The 23,875-nt window shown below is 56.2% G+C and carries 18 protein-coding genes, 1 tRNA gene and 1 other RNA gene; 15 read left to right on the forward strand and 5 right to left on the reverse strand.

Annotated elements, in window-relative coordinates; genetic code table 11:
• Positions 1-135 precede the first annotated feature (135 nt).
• Positions 136-2,469 (forward strand): molybdopterin guanine dinucleotide-containing S/N-oxide reductase, encoded by a 2,334-nt coding sequence (locus tag QMG90_RS00700; protein ID WP_283282229.1) that lies wholly within the window; start codon positions 136-138, stop codon positions 2,467-2,469.
• On the opposite strand, the gene QMG90_RS00705 is transcribed toward QMG90_RS00700, so the two are convergent.
• Together QMG90_RS00705 and tag are read right to left on the reverse strand one after the other, a co-directional pair.
• On the reverse strand, positions 2,432-2,878 hold the full coding sequence (locus tag QMG90_RS00705; protein ID WP_283282231.1) for an N-acetyltransferase: 447 nt from the start codon (positions 2,876-2,878) through the stop codon (positions 2,432-2,434). The genes QMG90_RS00700 and QMG90_RS00705 overlap by 38 nt on opposite strands.
• Positions 2,875-3,438, reverse strand: coding sequence for a DNA-3-methyladenine glycosylase I (gene tag, locus QMG90_RS00710; RefSeq protein WP_283282233.1), 564 nt, complete (start codon positions 3,436-3,438; stop codon positions 2,875-2,877). The genes QMG90_RS00705 and tag overlap by 4 nt, the downstream gene beginning before the upstream one ends.
• A 150-nt stretch (positions 3,439-3,588) precedes the next feature.
• Between tag and QMG90_RS00715 the strand changes: the two genes are divergently transcribed.
• The 10 genes from QMG90_RS00715 (at position 3,589) to dppF (ending at position 14,270) form a co-directional block, all read left to right on the forward strand.
• Positions 3,589-4,140 carry an autotransporter outer membrane beta-barrel domain-containing protein gene (locus QMG90_RS00715; protein WP_283282235.1) on the forward strand — a complete coding sequence of 184 codons (552 nt, stop codon included), beginning with the start codon at positions 3,589-3,591 and terminating at the stop codon, positions 4,138-4,140.
• Between the two features lie 229 nt (positions 4,141-4,369).
• On the forward strand, positions 4,370-5,569 hold the full coding sequence (locus tag QMG90_RS00720) for an L-lactate MFS transporter (protein WP_283282237.1): 1,200 nt from the start codon (positions 4,370-4,372) through the stop codon (positions 5,567-5,569).
• A 277-nt stretch (positions 5,570-5,846) separates the two neighbouring features.
• Positions 5,847-7,547, forward strand: coding sequence for a kdo(2)-lipid A phosphoethanolamine 7''-transferase (gene eptB, locus QMG90_RS00725; RefSeq protein WP_283282239.1), 1,701 nt, complete (start codon positions 5,847-5,849; stop codon positions 7,545-7,547).
• A gap of 85 nt (positions 7,548-7,632) precedes the next feature.
• Positions 7,633-7,709: transfer RNA gene (locus tag QMG90_RS00730), tRNA-Pro, on the forward strand.
• Positions 7,710-7,740: 31 nt separating this feature from the next.
• Positions 7,741-7,872, forward strand: a non-coding RNA gene (locus tag QMG90_RS00735) — RtT sRNA.
• 676 nt (positions 7,873-8,548) lie between these two features.
• On the forward strand, positions 8,549-10,156 hold the full coding sequence (gene dppA, locus QMG90_RS00740) for a dipeptide ABC transporter periplasmic-binding protein DppA (protein WP_283282241.1): 1,608 nt from the start codon (positions 8,549-8,551) through the stop codon (positions 10,154-10,156).
• 178 nt (positions 10,157-10,334) lie between these two features.
• Positions 10,335-11,354, forward strand: a complete 1,020-nt coding sequence (gene dppB, locus QMG90_RS00745; RefSeq protein ID WP_283282243.1) for a dipeptide ABC transporter permease DppB — start codon at positions 10,335-10,337, stop codon at positions 11,352-11,354.
• A 9-nt stretch (positions 11,355-11,363) separates the two neighbouring features.
• The gene (gene dppC, locus QMG90_RS00750; RefSeq protein ID WP_283282244.1) at positions 11,364-12,266 is read left to right on the forward strand and encodes a dipeptide ABC transporter permease DppC; all 903 of its coding nucleotides are present in this window, start codon (positions 11,364-11,366) and stop codon (positions 12,264-12,266) included.
• 10 nt (positions 12,267-12,276) lie between these two features.
• The gene (gene dppD / locus QMG90_RS00755; RefSeq protein WP_049848529.1) at positions 12,277-13,260 is read left to right on the forward strand and encodes a dipeptide ABC transporter ATP-binding protein; all 984 of its coding nucleotides are present in this window, start codon (positions 12,277-12,279) and stop codon (positions 13,258-13,260) included.
• Entirely contained in the window at positions 13,257-14,270 is a 1,014-nt protein-coding gene (gene dppF / locus QMG90_RS00760; RefSeq protein WP_283282247.1) for a dipeptide ABC transporter ATP-binding subunit DppF, read from the forward strand. The genes dppD and dppF overlap by 4 nt, the downstream gene beginning before the upstream one ends.
• Before the next feature lie 66 nt (positions 14,271-14,336).
• Here the strand turns inward: dppF and bcsG are convergent, their stop codons facing one another.
• From bcsG to bcsE, 3 genes are read right to left on the reverse strand one after another with little or no spacing between them, the layout of a single operon-like run.
• Positions 14,337-16,016, reverse strand: a complete 1,680-nt coding sequence (gene bcsG / locus QMG90_RS00765; RefSeq protein WP_283282250.1) for a cellulose biosynthesis protein BcsG — start codon at positions 16,014-16,016, stop codon at positions 14,337-14,339.
• Positions 16,013-16,207, reverse strand: a complete 195-nt coding sequence (gene bcsF, locus QMG90_RS00770; protein ID WP_283282252.1) for a cellulose biosynthesis protein BcsF — start codon at positions 16,205-16,207, stop codon at positions 16,013-16,015. Before bcsF ends, bcsG begins: the two co-directional genes overlap by 4 nt.
• The gene (gene bcsE, locus QMG90_RS00775; protein ID WP_283283855.1) at positions 16,204-17,775 is read right to left on the reverse strand and encodes a cellulose biosynthesis c-di-GMP-binding protein BcsE; all 1,572 of its coding nucleotides are present in this window, start codon (positions 17,773-17,775) and stop codon (positions 16,204-16,206) included. Before bcsE ends, bcsF begins: the two co-directional genes overlap by 4 nt.
• Before the next feature lie 160 nt (positions 17,776-17,935).
• Here bcsE and bcsR point away from each other — a divergent pair, with 160 nt between their 5' ends.
• Genes bcsR through bcsB form a run of 4 tightly spaced genes read left to right on the forward strand, consistent with a single transcriptional unit; the run spans position 17,936 to position 23,874 of the window.
• The gene (bcsR, locus tag QMG90_RS00780; RefSeq protein WP_054177967.1) at positions 17,936-18,127 is read left to right on the forward strand and encodes a cellulose biosynthesis protein BcsR; all 192 of its coding nucleotides are present in this window, start codon (positions 17,936-17,938) and stop codon (positions 18,125-18,127) included.
• A 14-nt stretch (positions 18,128-18,141) separates the two neighbouring features.
• The gene (gene bcsQ, locus QMG90_RS00785) at positions 18,142-18,894 is read left to right on the forward strand and encodes a cellulose biosynthesis protein BcsQ (RefSeq protein WP_283282255.1); all 753 of its coding nucleotides are present in this window, start codon (positions 18,142-18,144) and stop codon (positions 18,892-18,894) included.
• The gene (gene bcsA, locus QMG90_RS00790) at positions 18,891-21,509 is read left to right on the forward strand and encodes a UDP-forming cellulose synthase catalytic subunit (RefSeq protein WP_283282257.1); all 2,619 of its coding nucleotides are present in this window, start codon (positions 18,891-18,893) and stop codon (positions 21,507-21,509) included. Before bcsQ ends, bcsA begins: the two co-directional genes overlap by 4 nt.
• Before the next feature lie 10 nt (positions 21,510-21,519).
• Complete coding sequence (gene bcsB, locus QMG90_RS00795; protein WP_283282259.1) at positions 21,520-23,874, forward strand: cellulose biosynthesis cyclic di-GMP-binding regulatory protein BcsB; 2,355 nt, start codon at positions 21,520-21,522, stop codon at positions 23,872-23,874.
• The last annotated feature ends 1 nt before the right edge of the window (position 23,875 follow it).

Below are 23,875 nucleotides of genomic sequence, written 5' to 3' on the forward strand. Positions count from 1 at the left end.
CCTTAGCGCGAAAACGGAGGATGCTTAATCTTTTTTATTCTATACGTCGCTATGGTCAGCGGTTGATTATAACGCGTGAATATGTACAAAATTACAGGTAACCCTCACCCCGGCATCCGTGTTCAGGAGCACGCTTTGGCAAACTCATCCACCACGAAAACAATCTTAACCGCCGCCCACTGGGGACCAATGCTGGTTGAAACCGATGGCGAGACCGTGCTGTCGTCACGTGGGGCGATCACTACCGGCTTCAGCAATTCACTGCAATCCGTCGTGCGCGAGCAGGTGCACAGCAAAACACGTATCCGTTATCCGATGGTGCGAAAAGGTTTTCTCGCCTCGCCGGAACAGCCGCAGGGCGTCCGCGGGCAGGATGAATTTGTCCGGGTGAGCTGGGATGAGGCGCTGGATCTCATCCACGCGCAGCACCGGCGTATTCGAGGAAGCTATGGCCCGTCGTCCATTTTTGCCGGATCTTACGGCTGGCGCTCAAACGGCGTGCTGCACAAGGCGGCCACATTGTTGCAACGCTATATGAGTCTCGCGGGCGGTTATACCGGGCATCTGGGGGATTATTCCACCGGCGCGGCGCAGGCGATCATGCCGCACGTGGTCGGTGGTAACGAAGTCTATCAGCAGCAGACCAGCTGGCCGCTGGTGCTGAAGCACAGCGACGTCGTGGTGCTGTGGAGCGCCAACCCGCTGAATACGCTGAAGATTGCGTGGAACGCGTCGGATGAGCAGGGCATTCCCTGGTTCGACAAACTGCGCAACAGCGGGAAACGGTTGATCTGCATCGATCCGATGCGTTCGGAAACCGTCGATTTCTTTGGCGACGCGGGCGAATGGATTGCGCCGCATATGGGCACCGATGTGGCGATGATGCTTGGCATTGCGCACACGCTACAGGAAAACGGCTGGCATGACCGCGCGTTTTTACAGCGCTGCACCACCGGTTATGAGGTGTTTGCCGGTTACCTGACCGGCGAAACCGACGGGCAGCCGAAAACGGCCGAATGGGCGGCGGCGATTTGCGGCGTCAGCGCGGCAAAAATCCGCGAACTGGCGCAATTGTTCCATGAAAACACCACCATGTTGATGGCCGGCTGGGGGATGCAGCGCCAGCAGTTTGGTGAGCAAAAACACTGGATGCTGGTGACGCTTGCCGCCATGCTCGGGCAAATAGGCACGCCGGGCGGCGGGTTTGGTCTGTCTTACCATTTCGCCAACGGCGGCAATCCGACGCGTCGCGCTGCCGTGCTCGGGTCGATGCAGGGCAGCGTCGTGGGCGGCACCGATGCGGTAGATAAAATCCCGGTCGCGCGCATCGTGGAAGCGCTGGAAAACCCCGGCGGCGCTTATCAGCACAACGGGTTGGATCGCCACTTCCCGGACATTCGTTTTCTGTGGTGGGCGGGCGGCGCTAATTTTACTCATCATCAGGATACCAACCGGTTGATCCGCGCATGGCAAAAACCGGAACTGGTGGTGATCTCCGAATGTTTCTGGACCGCTGCCGCACGCCATGCGGATATTGTGCTGCCCGCGACGACGTCGTTTGAACGTAATGATCTGACCATGACCGGCGACTACAGCAATCAGCATCTGGTGCCAATGAAACAAGTGGTCGCCCCGCGTGACGAGGCGCGGGATGATTTCGACGTATTCGCCGATCTCAGCGAACGCTGGGAAACGGGCGGCAGAGCGCGCTTTACGGAAGGTAAAAATGACCTGCAATGGCTGGAGACGTTTTACGACATCGCTCGTCAGCGCGGCGCCAGCCAGCAGGTAACGCTGCCGCCATTCAGCGAATTCTGGCAGGCGAACCAGCTGATTGAAATGCCGGAAAGCGAGCAGAATGCGCAGTTTGTCCGTTTCGCCGCGTTTCGCGCCGATCCCGACGCGAACCCGCTGAAAACACCCGGCGGTAAGATTGAGATCTATTCCGAACGTATCGCCGGGTTTGGTTACGCCGACTGCCCGGGGCATCCGATGTGGCTGGAGCCTGACGAGTGGCACGGCAACGCTGAGGAAGGGCAACTGGAATTGTTGTCAGCACACCCGGCGCACCGGTTGCACAGTCAGCTGAACTACACGGCGTTGTGCGAACAGTATGCCGTCGCCGGGCGCGAACCGCTGACGATTCACCCGCAGGATGCGCAGACGCGCGGCATTGCCGATGGTGATCTGGTGCGGGTCTGGAACGCGCGTGGGCAGGTACTGGCGGGCGCGGTGGTGACGGAGGGCATTCGCCCCGGTGTGATATGTCTGCATGAAGGTGCCTGGCCCGATCTGGACCCGGCAGCGGGCGGCATTTGCAAAAACGGCGCGGTCAACGTCCTGACGAAAGACCTGCCCAGCTCGCGTCTGGGCAACGGCTGCGCCGGCAATACCGCGCTGGCGTGGCTGGAAAAATATGACGGCCCGGCGCTTACACTAACGGCGTTTGATCCGCCTGCCAGCGCATAATCCAGGTCGGATGCCCGGTCTCTTCCTGCCATGCGCTGTCTTCAATACGAAAACCCAGCGCATGGTAGAAGTTTACCGCCCGGCTGTTCTTCTGATACACCTCCAGACTAAGCTCGGGAAAGTGCTGCTTAACGTGATTTAACAGCGCGCTGCCGATGCCGCGCCGTTCGGCGTCGGGCGCGACAAACAGCGCCCCGACGTACCGGGATTCCATGACACTCACAAATCCCTTCACCACACCGTGCTCTTCCCATACCCAGGTCACGGCGGCGGGCAGATAAACGTCGCGTACCAGCGCTTCGCTTTCGTGCCAGTAGCTTTCCTCAATAAAGGGGTGGGCGTGGATGGTGCTTTCCATCCACAGCGTCAGTAAGGGCGCGGTATCATCATTGTGCCATTCACGAATCATCCCGACCTCCCCTGGTGACAGAAACAGTCAACGATATGGTCGTTAACCAGCCCGCAAGCCTGCATAAAAGAGTAGCAAATCGTGGTGCCGACAAACTTAAAGCCGCGCTTTTTGAGCGCTTTCGACAGGGCGTCGGACGCCGTAGTGGATACCGGGATCTCCGCCAGTGTCGCCGCGGTGGTCACCACCGGCGTGTGGTTGACAAACGACCAGACGAAATCCACAAACGGTTCGCCGTTCTGCTCCATCGCAAGGAAGGCGCGCGCGTTGCCGATAATGGCCTGAATCTTACCGCGATGGCGGATGATACCCGCATCAAGCACCAGCCGTTCCACATCCTCGTCGGTCATGGCCGCGACTTTCTGCGGATCAAACTGATGGAAAGCCTGACGGTAGTTTTCTCTTTTTTTCAGTACCGTGATCCATGAAAGCCCGGCCTGCTGGCCTTCGAGACAGATCATCTCGAACAGCTTCTGCGCGTTTTTTTCGGCAACGCCCCATTCCTGATCGTGATAGGCGATGTAGAGCGGATCCTGACTGACCCAACCGCAACGTTGCATAGCATCTCTCCCTATTTGAATGTCTGTCATAACGAAATTGTCTTCGCTTCGGCTTGACGTGTCTGTTAAAGAGACAATAGTTAATAAGGGTTATTAAAGCCTCTTCAAATAACAATACCGCCGGGTTCGGCTCTTTTCTGGAGTCGTTTCATGATTATAAAGAAATTCTGTGGCCGCTGGAGCGTACTGGTTCCGGTGTGTACCTCCGTCTGGATCGGTATGGCGACGGATGTTTTTGCCTGGCAACAGGAATATATCGCTATCGGCCCGCAAAGTAATACGTCGGAACGCTATACATGGGATAGCGATCACCAACCGCGCTACGAGGATATTCTCGCTGAGCGGATCAACGCTTCACAGAGCGCGGTGGGATTTACGACGAATACCTCGAAAGGCGTGTCGCCGGAGGGGATGCATACCCTGAGCGTGGGCTGGCGGGTGAATTCCGGCCTGCTGTGGGGGGTACGTCCGTGGGCGCAGTTTAACTTTAATCAGCAGGATGGTAATGATCCGTGGCAGTCGCCGTCCGACCTGTATCGGGTGCCGGGCGCAGAGCCGAACAGTAACTGGGTGGATGTGACCGTCGGCGCGGATATGTCGCTGAATTCGCACCTGGCGGCTTATGCGTCGTTATCGCAAACCGACAACACCCTTTATGGCGAAAATACCCTGTATGTGCTAGGCGTCAGCGCTGCATTTTAGCTTTGCTTTAGCAACTGGTTTACATTTCAATTACAGTAATGGCGCATCCTTCGCTGAAAGTAGGCACTAACTTACGTTTTCAACGCGCATCTGGCGATTAACGCCATGTCATTCATTCCGCAAGGCATGCATTTCATTCCGCTCTCACAGCATTTCATGCCCTTTTCCCCCTGGCATGAAATGCGTTTCGTTATGGTAGCGCCAGTGAATAGATAAAGGCGCATCTGCTATGAAACCTGTTACGCAACACACCCGCTGGCTGACGCTGTTCGGTACCATCGTGACGCAATTCGCGCTCGGATCGGTCTATACCTGGAGCCTCTTCAACAGCTCACTCTCTGACAAACTCAACGAACCGGTAAGCCAGGTGGCGTTTTCCTTTGGTCTGTTAAGCCTCGGGCTGGCTATCTCGTCCTCCGTTGCCGGTAAGCTGCAGGAGCGTTTTGGCGTGAAACGTGTGACCATGGCCTCCGGCGTTCTGCTGGGGCTGGGCTTTTTCCTGACGGCGCACTCCAGTAGCCTGATGATGCTCTGGCTGAGCGCGGGGATCCTGGTGGGTCTGGCGGATGGCGCGGGTTACCTGCTGACGCTCTCTAACTGCGTGAAATGGTTCCCGGAACGTAAGGGGCTGATCTCCGCTTTCTCGATTGGCTCTTACGGTCTCGGTAGCCTGGGCTTTAAGTTTATCGACAGCCAGTTGCTTGCCAGCGTCGGCCTGGAAAAAACCTTCATTATCTGGGGCGCGATTGTGCTGGTGATGATTGTCTTCGGCGCGACGCTAATGACCGATGCGCCGGATCAGGCAGTGAAAACCACCGACGGCGTGGCGGTGAATGACTTTACTCTCGCCGAATCCATGCGCAAACCGCAGTACTGGATGCTGGCAGTGATGTTCCTGACCGCCTGCATGAGCGGCCTCTATGTGATTGGCGTGGCGAAAGATATTGCTCAGGGCATGGTGCATCTTGATGTGCTGACAGCCGCCAATGCGGTGACGGTTATTTCCATCGCCAACCTCAGCGGTCGCCTGGTGCTCGGCATCCTGTCTGACAAAATTGCCCGTATCCGCGTGATTACGATTGGTCAGGTGATTTCGCTCATCGGGATGGCTGCCCTCCTGTTCGCCCCGCTCAATGCCATGACCTTCTTTGCTGCCATCGCCTGTGTGGCCTTTAACTTTGGCGGCACCATCACCGTGTTCCCGTCACTGGTCAGCGAATTCTTTGGCCTCAATAACCTGGCGAAAAACTACGGCGTGATTTATTTAGGCTTCGGCATCGGCAGTATTTGCGGGTCGTTGATTGCCTCTCTGTTTGGCGGTTTCTACGTGACCTTTTGCGTCATCTTTGCCCTGCTTATTCTTTCACTGGCTCTGTCGACAACGATTCGCCAGCCAAAAGCAGAAATGTATCAGCACGCCCATGCCTGATCGCTTCAAAAAGGAAAAGCCGGGAAACCGGCTTTTTTTGTCTGTAATTTGTCTGAAAACTGAGCAGAAAAGTTGTTTTTTGTGCTGAACAAGACTTGAACTTTTGTAAAGCTTTGCCTGAATCACACTTCCCGCTGTAATTATTTCTTAATGTCGTGGTCTACTTACCGCGCTTGTAGACGTTTCTTATAACGATTTGTTAAGCGATTACTTACTCTGCTGACTGTCACGCGACAGGTATGTCAGTTTTTTTACCCCTTATTCTAGGGTTGCTTGCATGAATTATATTAAGTCCCTCACCCAGCAGAGGCTGTGTCTGATGCTGGCGGTGTACATTGGTCTGTTTCTGAACGGCGCGGTTTTGTTCAGACGACTCGAAGGTTATCTGGAGCACTTCACTGCAAGAAATGGAATTTTTGCCGTCATCGAATTGTGTGGTTCGGTGCTTGCCACCTTCTGCGTGCTGCGGCTGCTGTCGCTGTTCGGGCGCCGTCCCTGGCAAATACTGGCGACGCTTATCGTCATTGTCTCTGCCGCTGCCAGCTATTACATGACCTTTATGAATGTAGTGATTGGCTACGGCATTATTGCCTCGGTCATGACCACGGATATCGATTTGTCGAAAGAAGTGGTGGGCCGGGGTTTTATTCTCTGGACAGTCGCGACCAGCCTGCCGCCGCTGTTCTTTATCTGGAGTAACCGTTGCCGCTATACGCTGCTGCGCCAGGTGCGGACCCGCGGGCAGCGCGTCCGCAATGTGGTAGTGGTGGTAATGGCCGGTCTGCTGGTCTGGGCGCCGATCAGAGTGATGGAGCAGCAGCAAAAGAAAATCGAAAAAGCGACTGGCGTTGATATGCCGAGCTACGGCGGCGTGGTCGCGAACTCCTATCTGCCGTCGAACTGGCTCTCGGCGTTGGGCCTGTATGCCTGGGCGCAGGTCGATGAATCGTCCGACTATAAATCACTGATTAACCCAGCGAAAAAGTTTACCTATAACGCCCCCGGCAACGCGCTGGATGACACGTATGTGGTGTTTATCATCGGGGAAACCACGCGCTGGGATCATATGGGGATTCTGGGCTACGAACGGGATACCACGCCGAAACTGGCGCAGGAGAAAAACCTGGTGGCGTTCCGCGGCTACTCCTGCGATACGGCAACGAAACTCTCACTGCGCTGCATGTTTGTGCGCGAAGGCGGTGCGGATGAGAATCCGCAGCGTACGCTGAAAGAGCAGAACGTCTTTGCAGTACTGAAGCAACTGGGCTTTAGCTCAGACCTGTTCGCGATGCAGAGCGAAATGTGGTTCTACAGCAACACCATGGCTGACAACATCGCCTACCGCGAGCAGATTGGCGCCGAACCGCGCAACCGCGGAAAAAATGTCGACGACATGCTGTTGCTCAATGAGATGTCGGTGTCACTGAAAGAGCACGAAAAGGGTAAGCATCTTCTCATCCTGCATACCAAAGGGTCTCACTGGAGCTATTACCAGCGTTACACCCGTGACTTTGCGAAGTGGCAGCCGGAATGTGTGGGGATCAATAAGTACTGCAGCAAGCAGGAGCTGATCAACGCTTACGACAACTCGGTGCTTTACGTGGATACTTTTATCAGCCAGGTGCTGGATCAGCTGCGCGACAAGAAAGCAATTGTGTTCTATGCCGCGGATCACGGCGAGTCGATCAACGAACAGGAGCACCTGCACGGCACGCCGCGTAAGCTGGCGCCGCCAGAGCAGTTCCGCGTGCCGATGATGGTATGGATGTCGGATAAGTATCTGGAAAACCCGACCAACGCTGACGCCTTTGCCCACCTGAAGCAGCAGGCGGAAATGAAAGTGCCACGCCGTCACGTTGAACTGTATGACACCATCATGGGGTGCCTGGGCTACACCTCGCCGGACGGCGGAATCAATGAGAATAACGACTGGTGCCATAACCCAAACAGCGCGAAAGGCGTAATAAAATCGCAGTGATGGCGACTTTCTCGGCGATCGGATGGCTTTTTCTCAATAAGGGATTGACGGGGTAGCATCACGGCAGTAATATGCGCCCCGCATTCGGTGATTGGCGCAGCCTGGTAGCGCACTTCGTTCGGGACGAAGGGGTCGGAGGTTCGAATCCTCTATCACCGACCAAATTTAAAAGCCTGCTCAACGAGCAGGCTTTTGTGCATTTAAACCCGAGAGGATGAGAACCTCCGGGGGAAGAGATTCGACTCGAGCGAAGCGAGAGAACGTTGCGCAGCAACGGCCCGAAGGGCGAGCCACGCAGTGGCGAGTTATCCTCTATCACCGACCAAATTTAAAAGCCTGCTCAACGAGCAGGCTTTTGTGCTTTTAAGCCCGAGAGGATGAGAACCTCCGGGGGAAAGAGGTTCGACTCGAGCGAAGCGCCACCCGACAAAAGCAAGCAGCAAACCCACCAAAATCCCGCTGATCCCCACTTCTCACCATCAGTTAACTATTTTGTGACATATTCCATTGTATTTTTTTATATTTGCATAGTTCTTTTTGCGCGTTACTTATGGATAAGCGCAGCATTTTCCGCTGAGCGTTTTACGCTTACTGGTATTAATCGCTCAGATATTCACCATACTGCACGAATTTTTTGCCATTTTGCATAAATGTTAATCACTGTTTGTTGCAGAATATGGAGAGATTTGTGCTGCTTTGTGGTGCGTAGCATAAATTTCCCTGCTGAAAATAACACGTCGAACTTTTTTTAATCTTTGTTTGCCGTTTCTCACCCTCGTTGTAAATCCTGGTTACCTGTATTGACGTTTGCACATTCTGTTGACAGATTGTAGGGCATGAGGGGCACTTTAAGGACAATCTGCACTGCAACTCAGTCGACCTTGTGAAAGGATTCCCCATCTCTCATAACGCTTTCGGGCACTGCCGACCAGACCGGGCAAAAAACAAATAAAGGCTGGCGGACAAAACACAACAGACAACATCACATTCGGAGCACAACAATGAGTATTTCCTTGAAAAAGTCAGGGATGCTGAAGCTTGGACTGAGCCTGGTGGCAATGACAGTCGCAGCAAGCGTGCAAGCAAAAACCCTGGTCTATTGTTCAGAAGGCTCGCCGGAAGGCTTTAACCCACAGCTTTTCACCTCTGGTACGACTTACGATGCCAGTTCGGTGCCAATTTATAATCGCCTGGTTGAATTTAAAATCGGGACGACAGAAGTGATCCCTGGCCTCGCTGAAAAGTGGGAAGTCAGCGAAGACGGTAAAACCTACACGTTCCATCTGCGCAAAGGCGTGAAGTGGCAGGATAACAAAGACTTCAAACCGACCCGCGATTTCAACGCTGATGACGTGGTTTTCTCTTTCGATCGTCAGAAGAATGATCAAAACCCGTATCACAAAGTTTCTGGCGGCAGCTACGAATACTTCGAAGGCATGGGCCTGCCGGAACTGATCAGCGAAGTGAAGAAAGTGGACGATAACACCGTTCAGTTCGTGCTGACCCGTCCGGAAGCGCCGTTCCTCGCCGATCTGGCGATGGACTTCGCATCCATTATGTCCAAAGAATATGCTGACAACATGCTGAAAGCCGGTACGCCGGAAAAAATCGACCTGAACCCAATCGGTACCGGTCCGTTCCAGCTGCTGCAGTACCAGAAAGACTCCCGTATCCTGTACAAAGCGTTCGCGGATTACTGGGGTACCAAACCGCAGATCGACCGTCTGGTGTTCTCTATCACCCCGGATGCGTCCGTGCGTTACGCCAAACTGCAGAAAAACGAGTGTCAGGTGATGCCGTACCCGAACCCGGCTGACATCGCTCGCATGAAGCAGGACAAGAACCTGAACCTGATGGAGATGCCGGGCCTGAACGTGGGCTACCTCTCCTATAACACCGAGAAGAAACCGTTTGACGACGTGAAAGTGCGTCAGGCGCTGACCTATGCGGTGAACAAAGAAGCGATCATCAAAGCGGTTTACCAGGGCGCAGGCCAGGCCGCGAAGAACCTGATCCCGCCGACCATGTGGAGCTACAACGACGACGTTAAGGATTACACCTACGATCCAGAAAAAGCCAAAGCACTGCTGAAAGAAGCGGGTATGGAAAAAGGCTTTAGCGTCGACCTGTGGGCAATGCCGGTACAGCGTCCGTACAACCCGAACGCGCGCCGTATGGCTGAGATGATTCAGGCTGACTGGGCGAAAGTGGGCGTTACCGCTAAGATCGTGACCTACGAGTGGGGCGAGTACCTGAAACGTGCGAAAGCCGGTGAACACCAGACTGTGATGATGGGCTGGACCGGTGATAACGGGGATCCGGATAACTTCTTCGCCACTCTGTTCAGCTGCGCGGCGGCCAAAGACGGTTCCAACTACTCTCGCTGGTGCTACAAGCCGTTTGAAGATCTGATTCAGCCGGCGCGTGCGACCGACGATCACAACAAGCGTATTGAACTGTACAAACAGGCTCAGGTAGTGATGCATGACCAGGCTCCGGCACTGATCATCGCCCACTCCACCGTGTATGAGCCGGTGCGTAAAGAAGTCAAAGGCTATGTGGTTGATCCGTTAGGTAAACACCACTTCGAAAACGTCTCTGTTGAATAATTAAAAGCAACGCCAGGCGGCGCTGCGCTTGCACTGGCCTACACATCGTAGGCCGGGTAAGCGTAGCGCCACCCGGCAGCAGTGCTTTATCCCTTGTCAGTTGGCGAGTGGAGAAAGATTTGTGAGCAATACAGACGCACCGTCACCAGGCGGGGCGTCATTATAGAGAATCCGGGTTATGTTGCAGTTTATCCTCCGACGTCTGGGATTAGTTATCCCGACGTTTATCGGTATTACCCTTCTCACTTTTGCCTTCGTCCATATGATCCCCGGCGACCCGGTAATGATTATGGCGGGTGAGCGTGGTATCTCCCCTGAGCGTCATGCACAGCTGCTGGCCCAACTTGGCCTCGATAAACCAATGTGGCAGCAATATCTTCACTATATCTGGGGTGTTCTGCACGGCGATTTAGGGATCTCATTGAAGAGCCGTCTGCCGGTGTGGGACGAGTTCGTGCCGCGTTTCAAAGCGACGCTGGAGCTCGGTGTCTGCGCCATGATTTTTGCGGTTGCCGTGGGTATCCCGGTTGGGGTGCTGGCGGCTGTTAAGCGTGGTTCTATTTTCGATCATACCGCGGTTGGCCTCGCGCTGACCGGCTACTCCATGCCCATCTTCTGGTGGGGCATGATGCTGATTATGCTGGTGTCCGTACAATGGAACCTGACGCCGGTCTCCGGGCGTATCAGCGACTCCGTCTTCCTCGACGATACCCTGCCGCTAACCGGCTTTATGCTGATCGACACGGCCATCTGGGGCGAGTCGGGTGACTTCATCGACGCTTTAGCGCACATGGTCCTGCCCGCTGTTGTCCTCGGCACCATCCCGCTGGCGGTGATTGTGCGTATGACCCGTTCGGCAATGCTGGAAGTGCTGGGTGAAGATTACATTCGTACCGCGCGCGCCAAAGGGCTGACCCGCATGCGCGTGATCATCGTTCATGCGTTGCGTAATGCCATGCTGCCGGTGGTGACCGTTATCGGTCTGCAGGTGGGCACGCTGCTGGCCGGGGCGATCCTGACCGAAACCATTTTCTCCTGGCCCGGCCTGGGGCGCTGGTTGATTGACGCGTTGCAGCGTCGTGATTACCCGGTCGTTCAGGGCGGCGTTCTGCTGGTCGCGACGATGATTATTCTCGTCAACCTGCTGGTCGATCTGCTGTACGGCGTGGTGAACCCGCGTATTCGACATAAGAAGTAAGGGGCCATCATGTCACAAGTTACTGAAAATAAAGTCGTAGCAGCACCCGTGCCAATGACCCCGATGCAGGAGTTCTGGCACTACTTTAAACGCAACAAAGGCGCCGTCGTGGGGCTGGTGTACGTCGCCATCATGATCTTCATCGCCGTGTTCGCGAACTTTATCGCGCCCTATAACCCGGCGGATCAGTTCCGCGATACGCTGCTGGCGCCGCCGGCATGGATGGAAGGCGGAACCTTCGCGCACTTGCTTGGCACTGACGACGTGGGCCGCGACATCATGACGCGACTGATGTATGGCGCGCGCCTGTCGCTGCTGGTGGGCTGTCTGGTGGTCGTGTTGTCGCTGGTGATGGGGATTATCCTCGGCCTGGTGGCAGGTTACTTCGGTGGCATCGTCGACACCATCATCATGCGTATCGTCGATATCATGCTGGCGCTGCCAAGTCTGCTGCTGGCGCTGGTGCTGGTGGCGATATTCGGCCCGTCCATCGTTAACGCCTCGCTGGCGCTGACTTTCGTTGCCCTGCCGCATTATGTGCGTTTGACACGTGCGGCGGTGCTGGTGGAAGTGAACCGCGATTACGTTACCGCCTCGCGCGTGGCAGGCGCCGGGGCGATGCGCCAGATGTTCGTCAACATTTTCCCGAACTGCCTTGCGCCGCTGATTGTTCAGGCGTCGCTCGGTTTCTCTAACGCCATTCTCGATATGGCCGCTCTTGGCTTCCTTGGCATGGGTGCGCAACCGCCAACACCGGAGTGGGGCACCATGCTCTCCGACGTGTTGCAGTTCGCGCAAAGCGCCTGGTGGGTCGTCACCTTCCCGGGTGTCGCGATCCTGCTGACGGTGCTGGCATTTAACCTGATGGGCGACGGGCTGCGTGATGCGCTCGATCCCAAACTGAAGCAGTAAGAGGCACGAGATGGCGTTATTGAATGTAGATAAATTATCGGTGCACTTCGGCGACGAAGGCAGCGAGTTTCGCGCCGTAGATCGTGTGAGCTACAGCGTGGATCAGGGTGAAGTCGTCGGCATCGTCGGGGAGTCCGGCTCCGGTAAATCAGTCAGCTCGCTGGCGATCATGGGGCTGATTGACTATCCCGGCCGCGTGATGGCAGAAAGCCTTGAGTTTAACGGTCAGGATCTAAAGCGCATTTCCGAAAAAGAGCGCCGCCAGCTGGTGGGCGCGGAAGTGGCGATGATTTTCCAGGATCCGATGACCAGCCTGAACCCATGCTACACCGTCGGCTACCAGATTATGGAAGCCATTCAGGTGCATCAGGGCGGCAACAAGAAAACGCGCCGTCAGCGGGCGATTGACCTGCTGAACCAGGTCGGCATTCCCGATCCGGCGTCGCGTCTTGATGTCTATCCGCACCAGCTTTCCGGCGGGATGAGCCAGCGCGTGATGATCGCGATGGCGATTGCCTGTCGTCCGAAGCTGCTGATTGCCGACGAACCGACCACGGCGCTCGATGTCACCATCCAGGCGCAGATCATCGAACTGCTGCTGGAACTGCAACAGAAAGAGAACATGGCGCTGATCCTGATCACCCATGATCTGGCGCTGGTGGCAGAAGCGGCACATAAAATCATCGTGATGTACGCAGGGCAGGTTGTCGAAACCGGCGAAGCGCAGGACATCTTCCGCGCGCCGCGTCATCCATACACTCAGGCGCTGCTGCGCGCGTTGCCGGAATTTGCGCAGGACAAAGCGCGTCTGGCTTCGCTGCCGGGCGTGGTGCCGGGTAAGTACGATCGCCCGACAGGCTGTCTGCTCAACCCGCGCTGTCCGTATGCCACCGAAAAATGCCGTGCTGAAGAACCGGCGCTGAACGTTGTTGACGGTAGCCGTCAGTCAAAATGTCACTATCCGCTCGATGATGCCGGGAGGCCCACATTATGAGTTCGCAAGAGGCCACCCTGCAGCAGCCGTTGCTGCAGGCTATCGACCTGAAAAAACACTATCCGGTGAAGAAGGGGCTCTTCTCGCCGGAGCGACTGGTGAAAGCGCTGGACGGCGTATCGTTCAGCCTCGAACGCGGTAAAACGCTGGCAGTGGTGGGCGAGTCCGGGTGTGGGAAATCCACGCTGGGTCGCCTGCTGACGATGATCGAAACGCCAACGGGCGGGCAGCTCTATTATCAGGGGCAGGATCTGCTCAAGCATGATCCGCACGCGCAAAAGCTGCGCCGACAGAAGATCCAGATCGTCTTTCAGAATCCGTACGGATCGCTGAACCCGCGTAAGAAAGTCGGGCAGATCCTCGAAGAGCCGCTGAAAATCAACTCCGCACTCAGCAAAGAGGAACGTCGTGAGAAAGCGCTGGCGATGATGGCGAAAGTGGGGCTCAAAACCGAGCACTATGACCGTTATCCGCACATGTTCTCCGGCGGTCAGCGCCAGCGTATCGCGATTGCCCGCGGTCTGATGTTGGATCCGGACGTGGTGATCGCCGATGAGCCGGTGTCGGCGCTCGACGTCTCCGTCCGTGCGCAGGTATTAAACCTGATGATGGATCTGCAGCAGGATTTAGGGCTTTCCTACGTCTTTATCTCTCACGACCTGTCAGTGGTGGAACACATCGCCGATGAAGTGATGGTGATGTATCTCGGTCGCTGTGTGGAGAAAGGCACGAAGGATCAGATCTTCAGCAATCCGCGCCATCCGTACACGCAGGCGCTGCTGTCTGCCACCCCGCGTCTGAACCCGGACGATCGCCGCGAGCGCATCAAGCTCACCGGCGAGCTGCCGAGCCCGTTGAATCCACCGCCGGGTTGCGCCTTTAATGCCCGCTGCACGCGCCGTTTCGGCCCCTGCACGCAGCTACAGCCGCAGTTGAAAGACTACAACGGTCAACTGGTTGCCTGCTTCACGGTCGACCAGGACGAAAACGGCGAAAAGCCGCTGGCGTAATGTAAAAACAGCCGTTCGTGGCACCAGACGGGCAGGTGGCAACCCCCTGCCCGTCACATCACAGAATTACTGCGGGTACGGCACCCAGTCGCCGCCGTTCAGCCGGACGTAAGGTTTGCCCTGATACTGAATGACCACCGCGTTCGAGTTCTCAGACACCGGTGCCGTTTGCGGCAGGTTGCTGGTGTACTGCTGCCAGTTTACGTTGTCCTGAGTGAACATCTTGCCATCCACCGCGCGAACCACCAGTTCGGAAATCGCCAGATAGCTGCTTGGCTGGGTGATTTCCACCGCCGCGCCCTGATGCGGCGTTTTCATGCCGAAGAATTTTATCGCCGCAGGGACGTTAGTGATCGACGGGCTTGGGATATCGCGCAGACCAGAGACCTGCATTTTATCGCCCCTCAGCGCGCCGCCATGTTCCGGCACCACCAGCACCATCACTTTACGCCCGGATTTCTCCAGCCCGGTGAAGAACTGATCCAGCTCGTCAAACAGCTTCTGCGCACGCGCTTTGTAATCTGCCGTTTTACTCTGACCCGGATAGTGGTTACCGTCGTGTAGCGGCAGGGTGTTGAAGAAGGTCGCGGTACGCGGCGCGTTGGCTTGTTGTTGCTTATCAAGCCAGCGGTTGAGGTTGGCCAGATCGTCATACACCGGCGAACCGTCGAAGCCGAGCAACTGCACCGGCAAACCTTTCTGATCCATCAACGGCGCCTGCATGCCGCCCTGGTTACGCACCTCTTTCAGGAAGTCGCCAAACACGCCGTCATGCCCCAGCATCAGCTGTTCGGTAAAGCCGAGACGGGCGAGGTCGTCAAAGATATAGCACTCATTGCCCGCCGGCTGATACAGGTTGGTGTGTGATGGCTGACCGCAGCTCGCGCGCAGCAGACGAATCGCCGCCGGGCCGCTGTAGGAGGTGCCGGAGTTAAAGTTCTTAAACACGATATCGAAATGCGCCCACAGCGGGTGTTGCATCAGCCCGGCGGCATCAATGTCCGACCACGACAGCGAACAGATATTGATGATCAGCACATCGAACGGCTGCGCATCGGCCGGAAGGGAGGCCGGGAAAGTCGTTTTCCGCTTCTCTTCCGCCGCATAGAAGCTGGTCAGCCAGGCGTTCAGGTTCGCGGAGGTGGGCGGTGCGGTTTGCGCAGGGATATCGCCAATCACGGGTTTATCCCCCGCCGCGGCGAGGGTCGCCGCTGCCTGACCGCCAGTGGTGGTGACCGTCGTCGTTGGCTGGCCACCAGGCCACAAGGTAAAGGTCGGGCCGATCAGGGTAATGGCCGTCAACCAGACCATAATGGCGACCACAAAAATCGTCACCCGCACCCACTGGGTTAAAAACAGCCAGGCCACCAGCAGGACAAAAAAGGCGCCGACCATCTGCCAGTTAATAAAGCGGGTCACGAGATCGAGAATGTAGTCGGCGCTGAAACCGGCCACCTGCGATCCCTGGCTCATAATACTTTCCGGGCCGGGCAGCCAGGTGTCATGCCAGAACAGGCCAAAGCCAATGGGGATGGCTATCCAGTTACGCCATTTGTGCAGCCGTGAGCTGGGAATGGGTAACAACAAAAACGCCATGAACACCAGGTTTTTCATGGGGTGGAAATTTAAGTATCCCGCCCACAGCAAACCAAACTTCGCCAGGAAGTAAAAGTTCCACCCGGAAAGTCCGCGCCAGTATTGCCAGAGGGGGGACGGCCTCGTAGCGGTGTGAATTGAATTAGTCATTTTTTCGCTTTGCCCTGAACGGTCGATGTTCGGCGCAGTACGCCTGCCGGTTTCACATAACGAGGTTTAAAAAACATCATCCGTAACGTAGTTTCAATTCGACGCCGGAAATGGCGCGCCATATAGCCCAGTGGGAGGAAGATCAGTGCGCAGAGCACGATCAGTTGCAGAATATCGCTTATCGACATCATGATGCATGCTCTCCGTGAGACTCTGCCAGTCGAATCGGTTCCGGGTTACGGCGCCAGCTACGTCCGTCGTGCTCAACGTTCATCACGGTCTCCGGTCCTGTGGTGATCGGCAGCGGCGTTGTCCAGCGCTCAGGTTTAACCGCCTGCATCTGCCGGATTTCTGAAGTAATTTGCTTATCCTCAAACCAGACCATCCTGTTAGAAAAAACATCGCCCGTCGGCAGCGGGAAGATGTGATTGAGGGCGGTATCGAGATCGTTAATGCGACAGAAGGATAAAAACAGCACCAGGCGGTTCTCGCCGATAGTCACGATATCGCCCGTTCGGTTGGGGCGGCAGAGCGTTAACGCCTGCTCGACACGCAGCCCTGGCGCCGGACGCAGCGCGACCATCACCCCGCGACCGTCCGCGGGCAGGAGCGGATTGGTCATCATGTTATGTACTGCTTCGCAGAACACGTCCCATTTCTGGAACCCGCGCAGCTTTAGCGGCTGCGTCATTGACAGCAGGGTGGCGATATCTTCCGGCACATGGCGGTTAAACAATTGCCGTTGAACGCTTTCGATCAGTGTCAGACAGCGCGACAGCGGCGCATTCCAGGGCACCACGATATTCGCGCCGCAGCCGAGCAGCAGACGTTCGTCGGTAGCACGCAGGCTGGCGGTGCTCTCCCGTACGATGATTTTCAGCGCGCTGCCACGCTGACGGCGTAGCGTATGAATATACGTGGCGAGCTGTTCAATCTGCGCGTTTTGCGCCACGGTGAAGATGATGGTGGCGGCTTGCGCGGTGCGCGCGGCGTTAAAGACCGCATCGTTGGTATCAAACAGCGTCCAGTATTCCGAGAGCGGCGGCGCGCCTTCCAGCACGGCAATATTACATAGCACGTCTTTTTCGTCGCTGCGGGGTTGTACGATGGCTTCGACCTCTTGCGATACCCGCCATCCATTATTATCCTGAATGACTGGAAGCTGTTGTCGCGCACTTACGCCTTTGTCGTTACACCAGAATGCAATATCGAAAAGATAATTATCGCCCTGAAAACGGACACTTGCGAGACCGGATAATGAACGATATTCACTCAGTAACAAAGATAACTGTGTGTCAGTGTTATTACCGGGATTAATGATTAATAGCGTGCAATGATGATATTTTACCCATTTCTGCATTTGTGCCAGCCAACCGCGAAGTTTCTTCGGCGTAATATTTTGCAGGGCATTATCGCTGCATAAAAGGATAAATAAAGAATGTGCCGGTTCGATAGTACAAAGTAGATCACGGCCCAGCGAGTATAGACCATTTTCATCATTTGGCATGGAAAACAGACGTATTTTTTCTGGTCCGCGATCAGGGTTTAATTTTACAACGTTTTTCGGGTTTTCACCCATCACCACGGCAGCAACACTGGCCTCTTTGTTTTGCGCGGCTAAGGTATAGTTGAGCAGACTTACCGCGTCCTGATAACGGTCAGAATTAAGCCACCACACGCCACCCGCGGGCATCTGGCTGACTTCGTCCCACAGTGATTGAATACCAATAGAAAATATGGGCTCCACGGTGTCCCTCATCAATTCAAATTTACCTGTTAATCAGTTTACTAGCGAAAGCGTGAGAATAAACCTAACATTGAAATTAAAGAACATCAGATTTAGCATGTAAACCGTATTTCATAGTTGAATGCATTGTCTTCACTATTGAACACACATTTTAGTCCAGGTGGATACAAAAATGTCTGGTAATGATGAGCCAATAACTCCGACGGATCCTTCGCTCGGATATACTTTTCAAAATGACTTTATGGCACTGAGCCGGGCATTCTCATTGCCGGAAATTGATTACACTGATATTTCCCAGCGCGACCAGTTAGCCTCTGCGCTAAAACGTTGGCCGCTGTTGGCCGAGTTGGCTGAGCATCAATAAGAAGGAAGCCGTGGATGGCTATTCTGGGATTACAAGGCGTTCGTGGCGGCGTGGGTACGACGTCGATCACTGCAGCGTTGGCCTGGGCATTACAGTCTCTGGGGGAGACAGTCCTGGTGGTCGATGCTTCCCCGGACAATATGCTGCGCCTGTCATTCAATGTCGATTTCATTCATCGCGACGGATGGATGCGTGCACTGCTGGACGAAAAAGCGTGGCGCGACGCCGGAATGCGCTACACCGCTCAGATTGACCTTCTGCCTTTTGGTCAGTTGACGCCCGCCGAACAGGAGAACCTGTATACCCTGCAGACGACATGGTCTCAGCTGGGAGATATTCTTCGCGAGCTTCATGCGCTCGGTAACTATCAGTGGATTTTAGTCGATCTGCCGCACGGCTATTTGCCCCATACGCAGCCTCTGCTGGAGGCGTGTCATCACACGCTGGCGATCGTCAACCCCGATACCAACTGCCACGTGCGGTTGCATCAACAGGCACTGCCCGCCAATGCGCATGTGCTGATTAACGACCTGCGGGTCGGTAGTCAGATACAGGACGATATCTACCAGATCTGGCTGCAAAGTCAGCGTCGCCTGCTACCGGTGGCAATCCACCGTGATGAAGCGGTAGCCGAAAGCATGGGCGCGAAACAACCGCTGGGGGAATACCGCAGCGACGCGCTGGCCGCTGAAGAGATCATCACCCTGGCGAACTGGTGCCTGCTGCATTACGCCGGGGTGCGTACTCCCGTCGGGAGCGAAACATGATTCGCCTCACCGGGTTATTCCTCGCCCCGCCGGTGGCGGCATCGCTTAATGCGCGCTTCCGGGATTATCGTCATCACGGTGCCTCCTGGCTCGGCGCGACGCTGGCCTGTTTCTGGGTGGGGCTGGCCTGGACGTTTATTCCGCTGGAACATCCCCGCTGGCAGCGGATCCGCGAACGGCAGCGCGAGTATTTCCCGCATATCGATCCGCATCGCCCACGGCCGTTAGATCCGGCGCGCTATTTGTTACAGCTGGCCTGGCTGCTGACCACCCGAACGCCGCAACCGCGCAAAGAGGGCCGTTGGCGTGCGTTCAGGTCACTGAAAGATTTGCAGGAGCGTTATCACCAGTGGCTGGAAACGCTGCCGTCGCGGATCAGTGAAAAAACGGAACACCTTGACGACCAAAAAGAGCTGGGGCACCTGCACCCGCGATTACGCAAAACGATCCTCGGCGTGATTATGTTCCTGTCGTTTATGCTGGCGCTGATCTGCGTTACGCAGCCGTTTAACCCGTTGTCACAGTTTATTTTCCTGATGCTGCTGTGGGGCGTGGCGCTGTTTATTCGCCGCATTCCGGGGCGCTTCTCGGCGCTGATGCTCATCGTGCTGTCGCTCACTGTCTCCTGCCGTTACATCTGGTGGCGTTATACCTCGACGCTCAACTGGAATGACCCGGTGAGCCTGGTCTGCGGCATGATCCTGCTGTTTGCAGAAACCTACGCCTGGATTGTGCTGGTGCTGGGCTTTTTCCAGGTTGTCTGGCCGCTCAACCGCCACCCGGTTTCGCTGCCGAAAGATACCTCGCTGTGGCCTGCCGTGGATATTTTCGTCCCGACCTATAACGAAGAGCTGAGCGTAGTCAGAAACACGGTTTACGCCTCGCTGGGTATCGACTGGCCGAAAGACAAACTGAATATCTGGATCCTCGACGATGGCGGGCGCGAAGAGTTTCGCCAGTTCGCCAAAAACCTTGGCGTGCATTATGTCGCGCGTACCACCCATGAGCACGCGAAGGCCGGTAACATCAACAATGCGCTGAAGATGGCGAAGGGCGATCTGGTATCGATTTTCGACTGTGACCACGTCCCGACGCGCTCCTTCCTGCAGATGACGGTTGGCTGGTTCCTGAAAGATCCGAAACTGGCAGTTATGCAGACGCCGCACCACTTCTTCTCGCCTGACCCGTTCGAGCGCAACCTCGGGCGTTTTCGTAAAACGCCGAACGAAGGCACGCTGTTTTACGGCCTGGTTCAGGACGGCAACGACATGTGGGATGCCACCTTCTTCTGTGGATCGTGCGCGGTTATCAGTCGTAAAGCGCTGGATGAGATTGGCGGCATCGCCGTCGAAACGGTGACCGAAGATGCGCACACTTCGCTGCGCCTGCACCGTCGCGGTTACACCTCGGCGTATATGCGTATCCCGCAGGCGGCGGGTCTGGCGACGGAAAGCCTGTCGGCGCACATCGGCCAGCGTATCCGCTGGGCGCGCGGCATGGTGCAGATCTTCCGTCTTGATAACCCGCTGTTTGGCAAAGGGCTGAAATTCGCTCAGCGGATCTGCTACCTCAACGCCATGTTCCACTTCCTGTCCGGTATTCCGCGGCTGATCTTCCTCACCGCGCCGCTGGCCTTCCTGTTGCTGCATGCGTACATCATCTACGCCCCGGCGATCATGATTGCGCTGTTCGTCCTGCCGCATATGATCCACGCCAGCCTGACGAACTCGAAAATCCAGGGGAAATTCCGCCATTCGTTCTGGAGTGAAATCTACGAAACGGTACTGGCCTGGTACATCGCGCCGCCGACGCTGGTGGCGCTGATTAACCCGCATAAAGGCACATTCAACGTCACCGCGAAAGGCGGTCTGGTGGAAGAGGAATATGTCGACTGGGTGATTTCCCGCCCTTACATCTACCTCGTGTTGCTGAACCTGGTCGGGGTGGCGTTTGGGATCTGGCGTTATTTCTACGGCCCCGAAAATGAAATCCTTACCGTGTGGGTCAGTCTGCTGTGGGTGTTCTATAACATGATCATCCTTGGCGGCGCGGTGGCGGTCTCGGTAGAGAGCAAACAAGTGCGTCGCTCGCACCGTGTGGAGATGACCATGCCAGCGGCGCTGGCGCGCGAAGACGGCCATCTGTTCTCCTGTACCGTCCATGACTTCTCCGACGGTGGTCTGGGGATCAGTATCAACGGCGAAGCGCAGGTGCTGGAAGGGCAGAAAGTGCAACTGTTGCTCAAGCGCGGACAGCAGGAATACGGCTTCCCGGCACAGGTGGCGCGGGTTCACGGCAGCGAAGTGGGTCTGAAACTGCTGCCGATGACCAACCAACAGCATATCGATTTTGTGCAGTGTACATTCGCCCGTGCAGATACGTGGGCGCTCTGGCAGGACAGCTTCCCGGAAGATAAGCCGCTGGAAAGCCTGCTGGATATCCTGAAACTGGGGTTCCGTGGCTACCGCCATCTCGCGGAGTTTTCGCCCCCGTCCGTGAAATATATTTTCCGGTCACTCACTTCACTGGTTGGCTGGGTTGTCTCGTTTATTCCGCGACGCCCGAAGCAGGACGCAACGGCACGTCAACCGGAACCGGCTATGGCTCAACAATGATGATTACGCGATGAAAAGAAAACTATTCTGGATGTGTGCAGTAGCGGTGGGCATGAGCAGCATGCTGCCGATCACAACTTACGCGGAACCTGAAACCGGCGCGGCTACTGCGGCTCCGGCGCAGCCTGTTGCGACGCCACCGGAGAATGCCGCTGCCGCAAATCCTGCTGCTGTCGCAAATCCTCCCGCGGCCACAAATCCTGCTGTGGTGCTGGATAACAACACGCCATCGCGTGAAGTGAAACTGTCCTTCGCTCAGATAGCCCCGGCGCCAGGCAGCATATTGCTTCGCGGCGCCAACCCTGACGGCTATGTCGAATTCGGTACCCGCAGCGACGAAGTGGTGACCAAAGCGATTCTGAATCTCGACTACACCCCTTCACCTTCGCTGCTACCGGTGCAGTCGCAACTGAAGGTCTATCTGAACGATGAACTAATGGGCGTGCTGCCGGTGACGCCGGATCAGCTCGGGAAAAAGGTCAGCGCGCAACTGCCCATCGACCCGCTCTACATCACCGATCTCAACCGCGTGCGGCTGGTGTTTGTCGGCCACTATCGCGACGTGTGTGAAAATCCGTCCAGCACCACGCTGTGGATGGACGTCGGGCGCAGCAGCGCGCTGGATTTAACCTTCCAGACCTTAGAAGTGCAGAACGATCTGTCGCACTTCCCGGTGCCGTTCTTTGACCCGCGCGATTACCGTCCGCTGACGCTGCCGATGGTCTTTGCCGGTGCGCCGGACGTCATGCAGCAGCAGGCCGCCGGGCTTATCGCCTCCTGGTTCGGTTCCCGTGCTGGCTGGCGCGGCCAGGCGTTCCCGGTGCTCTACAACACGCTGCCTGACCGCAATGCGATCGTGCTGGCAACTAACGATAAACGCCCGGATTTCCTGCGCGATCACCCGCCAGTGAAAGCGCCGACCGTAGAAATGGTCAGCCACCCGGATAAGCCGTACATCAAGCTGCTGGTGGTGCTTGGCCGTGATGATAAAGATCTGATGCAGGCGGCGAAGGGCATAGCCCAGGGCAACATTCTGTTCCGTGGTAACAGTGTGGTGGTGGACGATGTGAAACCGCTGCTGGCGCGTAAGCCGTACGATGCGCCGAACTGGATCCGCACCGACAGCCCGGTCACCTTCGGTGAACTGAAATCTTATGATCAACAACTGCAGTCCACGGGCCTGAATCCGACCGCGATTTCGCTGTCATTGAATCTGCCGCCGGATCTCTACCTGCTGCGTAGCAGCGGTATCGATATGGATCTCAAATACCGTTACACCATGCCGCCAGTGAAAGACAGCTCGCGGATGGACATCAGCCTGAACAACCAGTTCCTGCAGTCGTTCAACCTCAACAGTACCCAGGAAGCGAACAAGCTGATCATGCGTCTGCCGGTGCTGCAGGGGCTGCTGGACGGCAAAAACGACGTGCAAATTCCGGCGTTGCAACTGGGTGCAACCAACCAGCTGCGTTTTGACTTCCAGTACATGAACCCGATGCCGGGCGGAACGATTGAAAACTGTATTACTTTCCAGCCGGTGATGAACCACGTGGTGGTGAGTGACGATTCCACCATCGACTTCTCCAACTACTATCACTTCCTGGCGATGCCGGATTTGCGCGCGTTCGCCAACGCGGGCTTCCCGTTCAGCCGGATGGCGGATCTCTCGGAATCTATCGTCGTCATGCCGAAAACGCCGGATCAGAGCCAGCTTGGCACGATGCTCAATACGCTGGGTGAAATCGGCGCACAGACAGGTTTCCCGGCAGTTAACCTGACGGTGACCGACGATGGCAGCCAAATTCAGGACAAAAACGCCGATGTCCTGCTGATCGGCACCATTCCGGAAAAACTGAAAGATGACAAACAGATTGATCTGCTGGTTGATGCCACAAAGAGCTGGGTGAAAACGCCGGTTCGCCACAACGATCTGCCGTCGGTGATGATGGATGCTGAGGCGCGGAAAGCGAACGCGCAGACCAGTATCAGCTCTTCTGGCCCGATGGCGGCGATTGTCGGCTTCCAGTCGCCGTATGACGATCAGCGCAGCGTAGTGGCGCTGCTGGCGGACAGCCCACGCGGTTATGAGCTGCTGAATGAAGCGATGAACGACAGCGGCAAGCGGGCGGTAATGTTCGGTTCGGTCTCGGTGATCCGCGAAGCGGGCGTCAGCAGCCTCCGGGTGGGCGATATTTATTACGTCGGTCATCTGCCGTGGTTTGAACGCGTCTGGTACGCGCTCTCTAACCATCCAATCCTGCTGGCGGTGCTGGCGGCGATAAGCGTTGTGCTGCTGGCCTGGGTGCTGTGGCGTCTGCTGCGCATCATCAGCCGTCGTCGTCTGACGCCAGGTGATGACGAGTAAA

This window comes from Trabulsiella odontotermitis (genome assembly GCF_030053895.1).
Classification (GTDB): domain Bacteria; phylum Pseudomonadota; class Gammaproteobacteria; order Enterobacterales; family Enterobacteriaceae; genus Trabulsiella; species Trabulsiella odontotermitis_C.

Excerpts from the sequence above, each read along its gene's own strand:
- bcsA (WP_283282257.1), top strand. The coding sequence starts at position 18,891 with ATGATTCGCCTCACCGGGTTATTCCTCGCCCCGCCGGTGGCGGCATCG.
- dppA (WP_283282241.1), top strand. The coding sequence starts at position 8,549 with ATGAGTATTTCCTTGAAAAAGTCAGGGATGCTGAAGCTTGGACTGAGC.
- QMG90_RS00720 (WP_283282237.1), top strand. The coding sequence starts at position 4,370 with ATGAAACCTGTTACGCAACACACCCGCTGGCTGACGCTGTTCGGTACC.
- QMG90_RS00715 (WP_283282235.1), top strand. The coding sequence starts at position 3,589 with ATGATTATAAAGAAATTCTGTGGCCGCTGGAGCGTACTGGTTCCGGTG.
- dppC (WP_283282244.1), top strand. The coding sequence starts at position 11,364 with ATGTCACAAGTTACTGAAAATAAAGTCGTAGCAGCACCCGTGCCAATG.
- dppF (WP_283282247.1), top strand. The coding sequence starts at position 13,257 with ATGAGTTCGCAAGAGGCCACCCTGCAGCAGCCGTTGCTGCAGGCTATC.
- bcsQ (WP_283282255.1), top strand. The coding sequence starts at position 18,142 with ATGGCTATTCTGGGATTACAAGGCGTTCGTGGCGGCGTGGGTACGACG.
- bcsB (WP_283282259.1), top strand. The coding sequence starts at position 21,520 with ATGAAAAGAAAACTATTCTGGATGTGTGCAGTAGCGGTGGGCATGAGC.
- bcsF (WP_283282252.1), bottom strand. The coding sequence starts at position 16,207 with ATGATGTCGATAAGCGATATTCTGCAACTGATCGTGCTCTGCGCACTG.
- bcsG (WP_283282250.1), bottom strand. The coding sequence starts at position 16,016 with ATGACTAATTCAATTCACACCGCTACGAGGCCGTCCCCCCTCTGGCAA.
- bcsE (WP_283283855.1), bottom strand. The coding sequence starts at position 17,775 with ATGAGGGACACCGTGGAGCCCATATTTTCTATTGGTATTCAATCACTG.
- dppB (WP_283282243.1), top strand. The coding sequence starts at position 10,335 with ATGTTGCAGTTTATCCTCCGACGTCTGGGATTAGTTATCCCGACGTTT.
- bcsR (WP_054177967.1), top strand. The coding sequence starts at position 17,936 with ATGTCTGGTAATGATGAGCCAATAACTCCGACGGATCCTTCGCTCGGA.
- QMG90_RS00705 (WP_283282231.1), bottom strand. The coding sequence starts at position 2,878 with ATGATTCGTGAATGGCACAATGATGATACCGCGCCCTTACTGACGCTG.
- dppD (WP_049848529.1), top strand. The coding sequence starts at position 12,277 with ATGGCGTTATTGAATGTAGATAAATTATCGGTGCACTTCGGCGACGAA.
- eptB (WP_283282239.1), top strand. The coding sequence starts at position 5,847 with ATGAATTATATTAAGTCCCTCACCCAGCAGAGGCTGTGTCTGATGCTG.
- tag (WP_283282233.1), bottom strand. The coding sequence starts at position 3,438 with ATGCAACGTTGCGGTTGGGTCAGTCAGGATCCGCTCTACATCGCCTAT.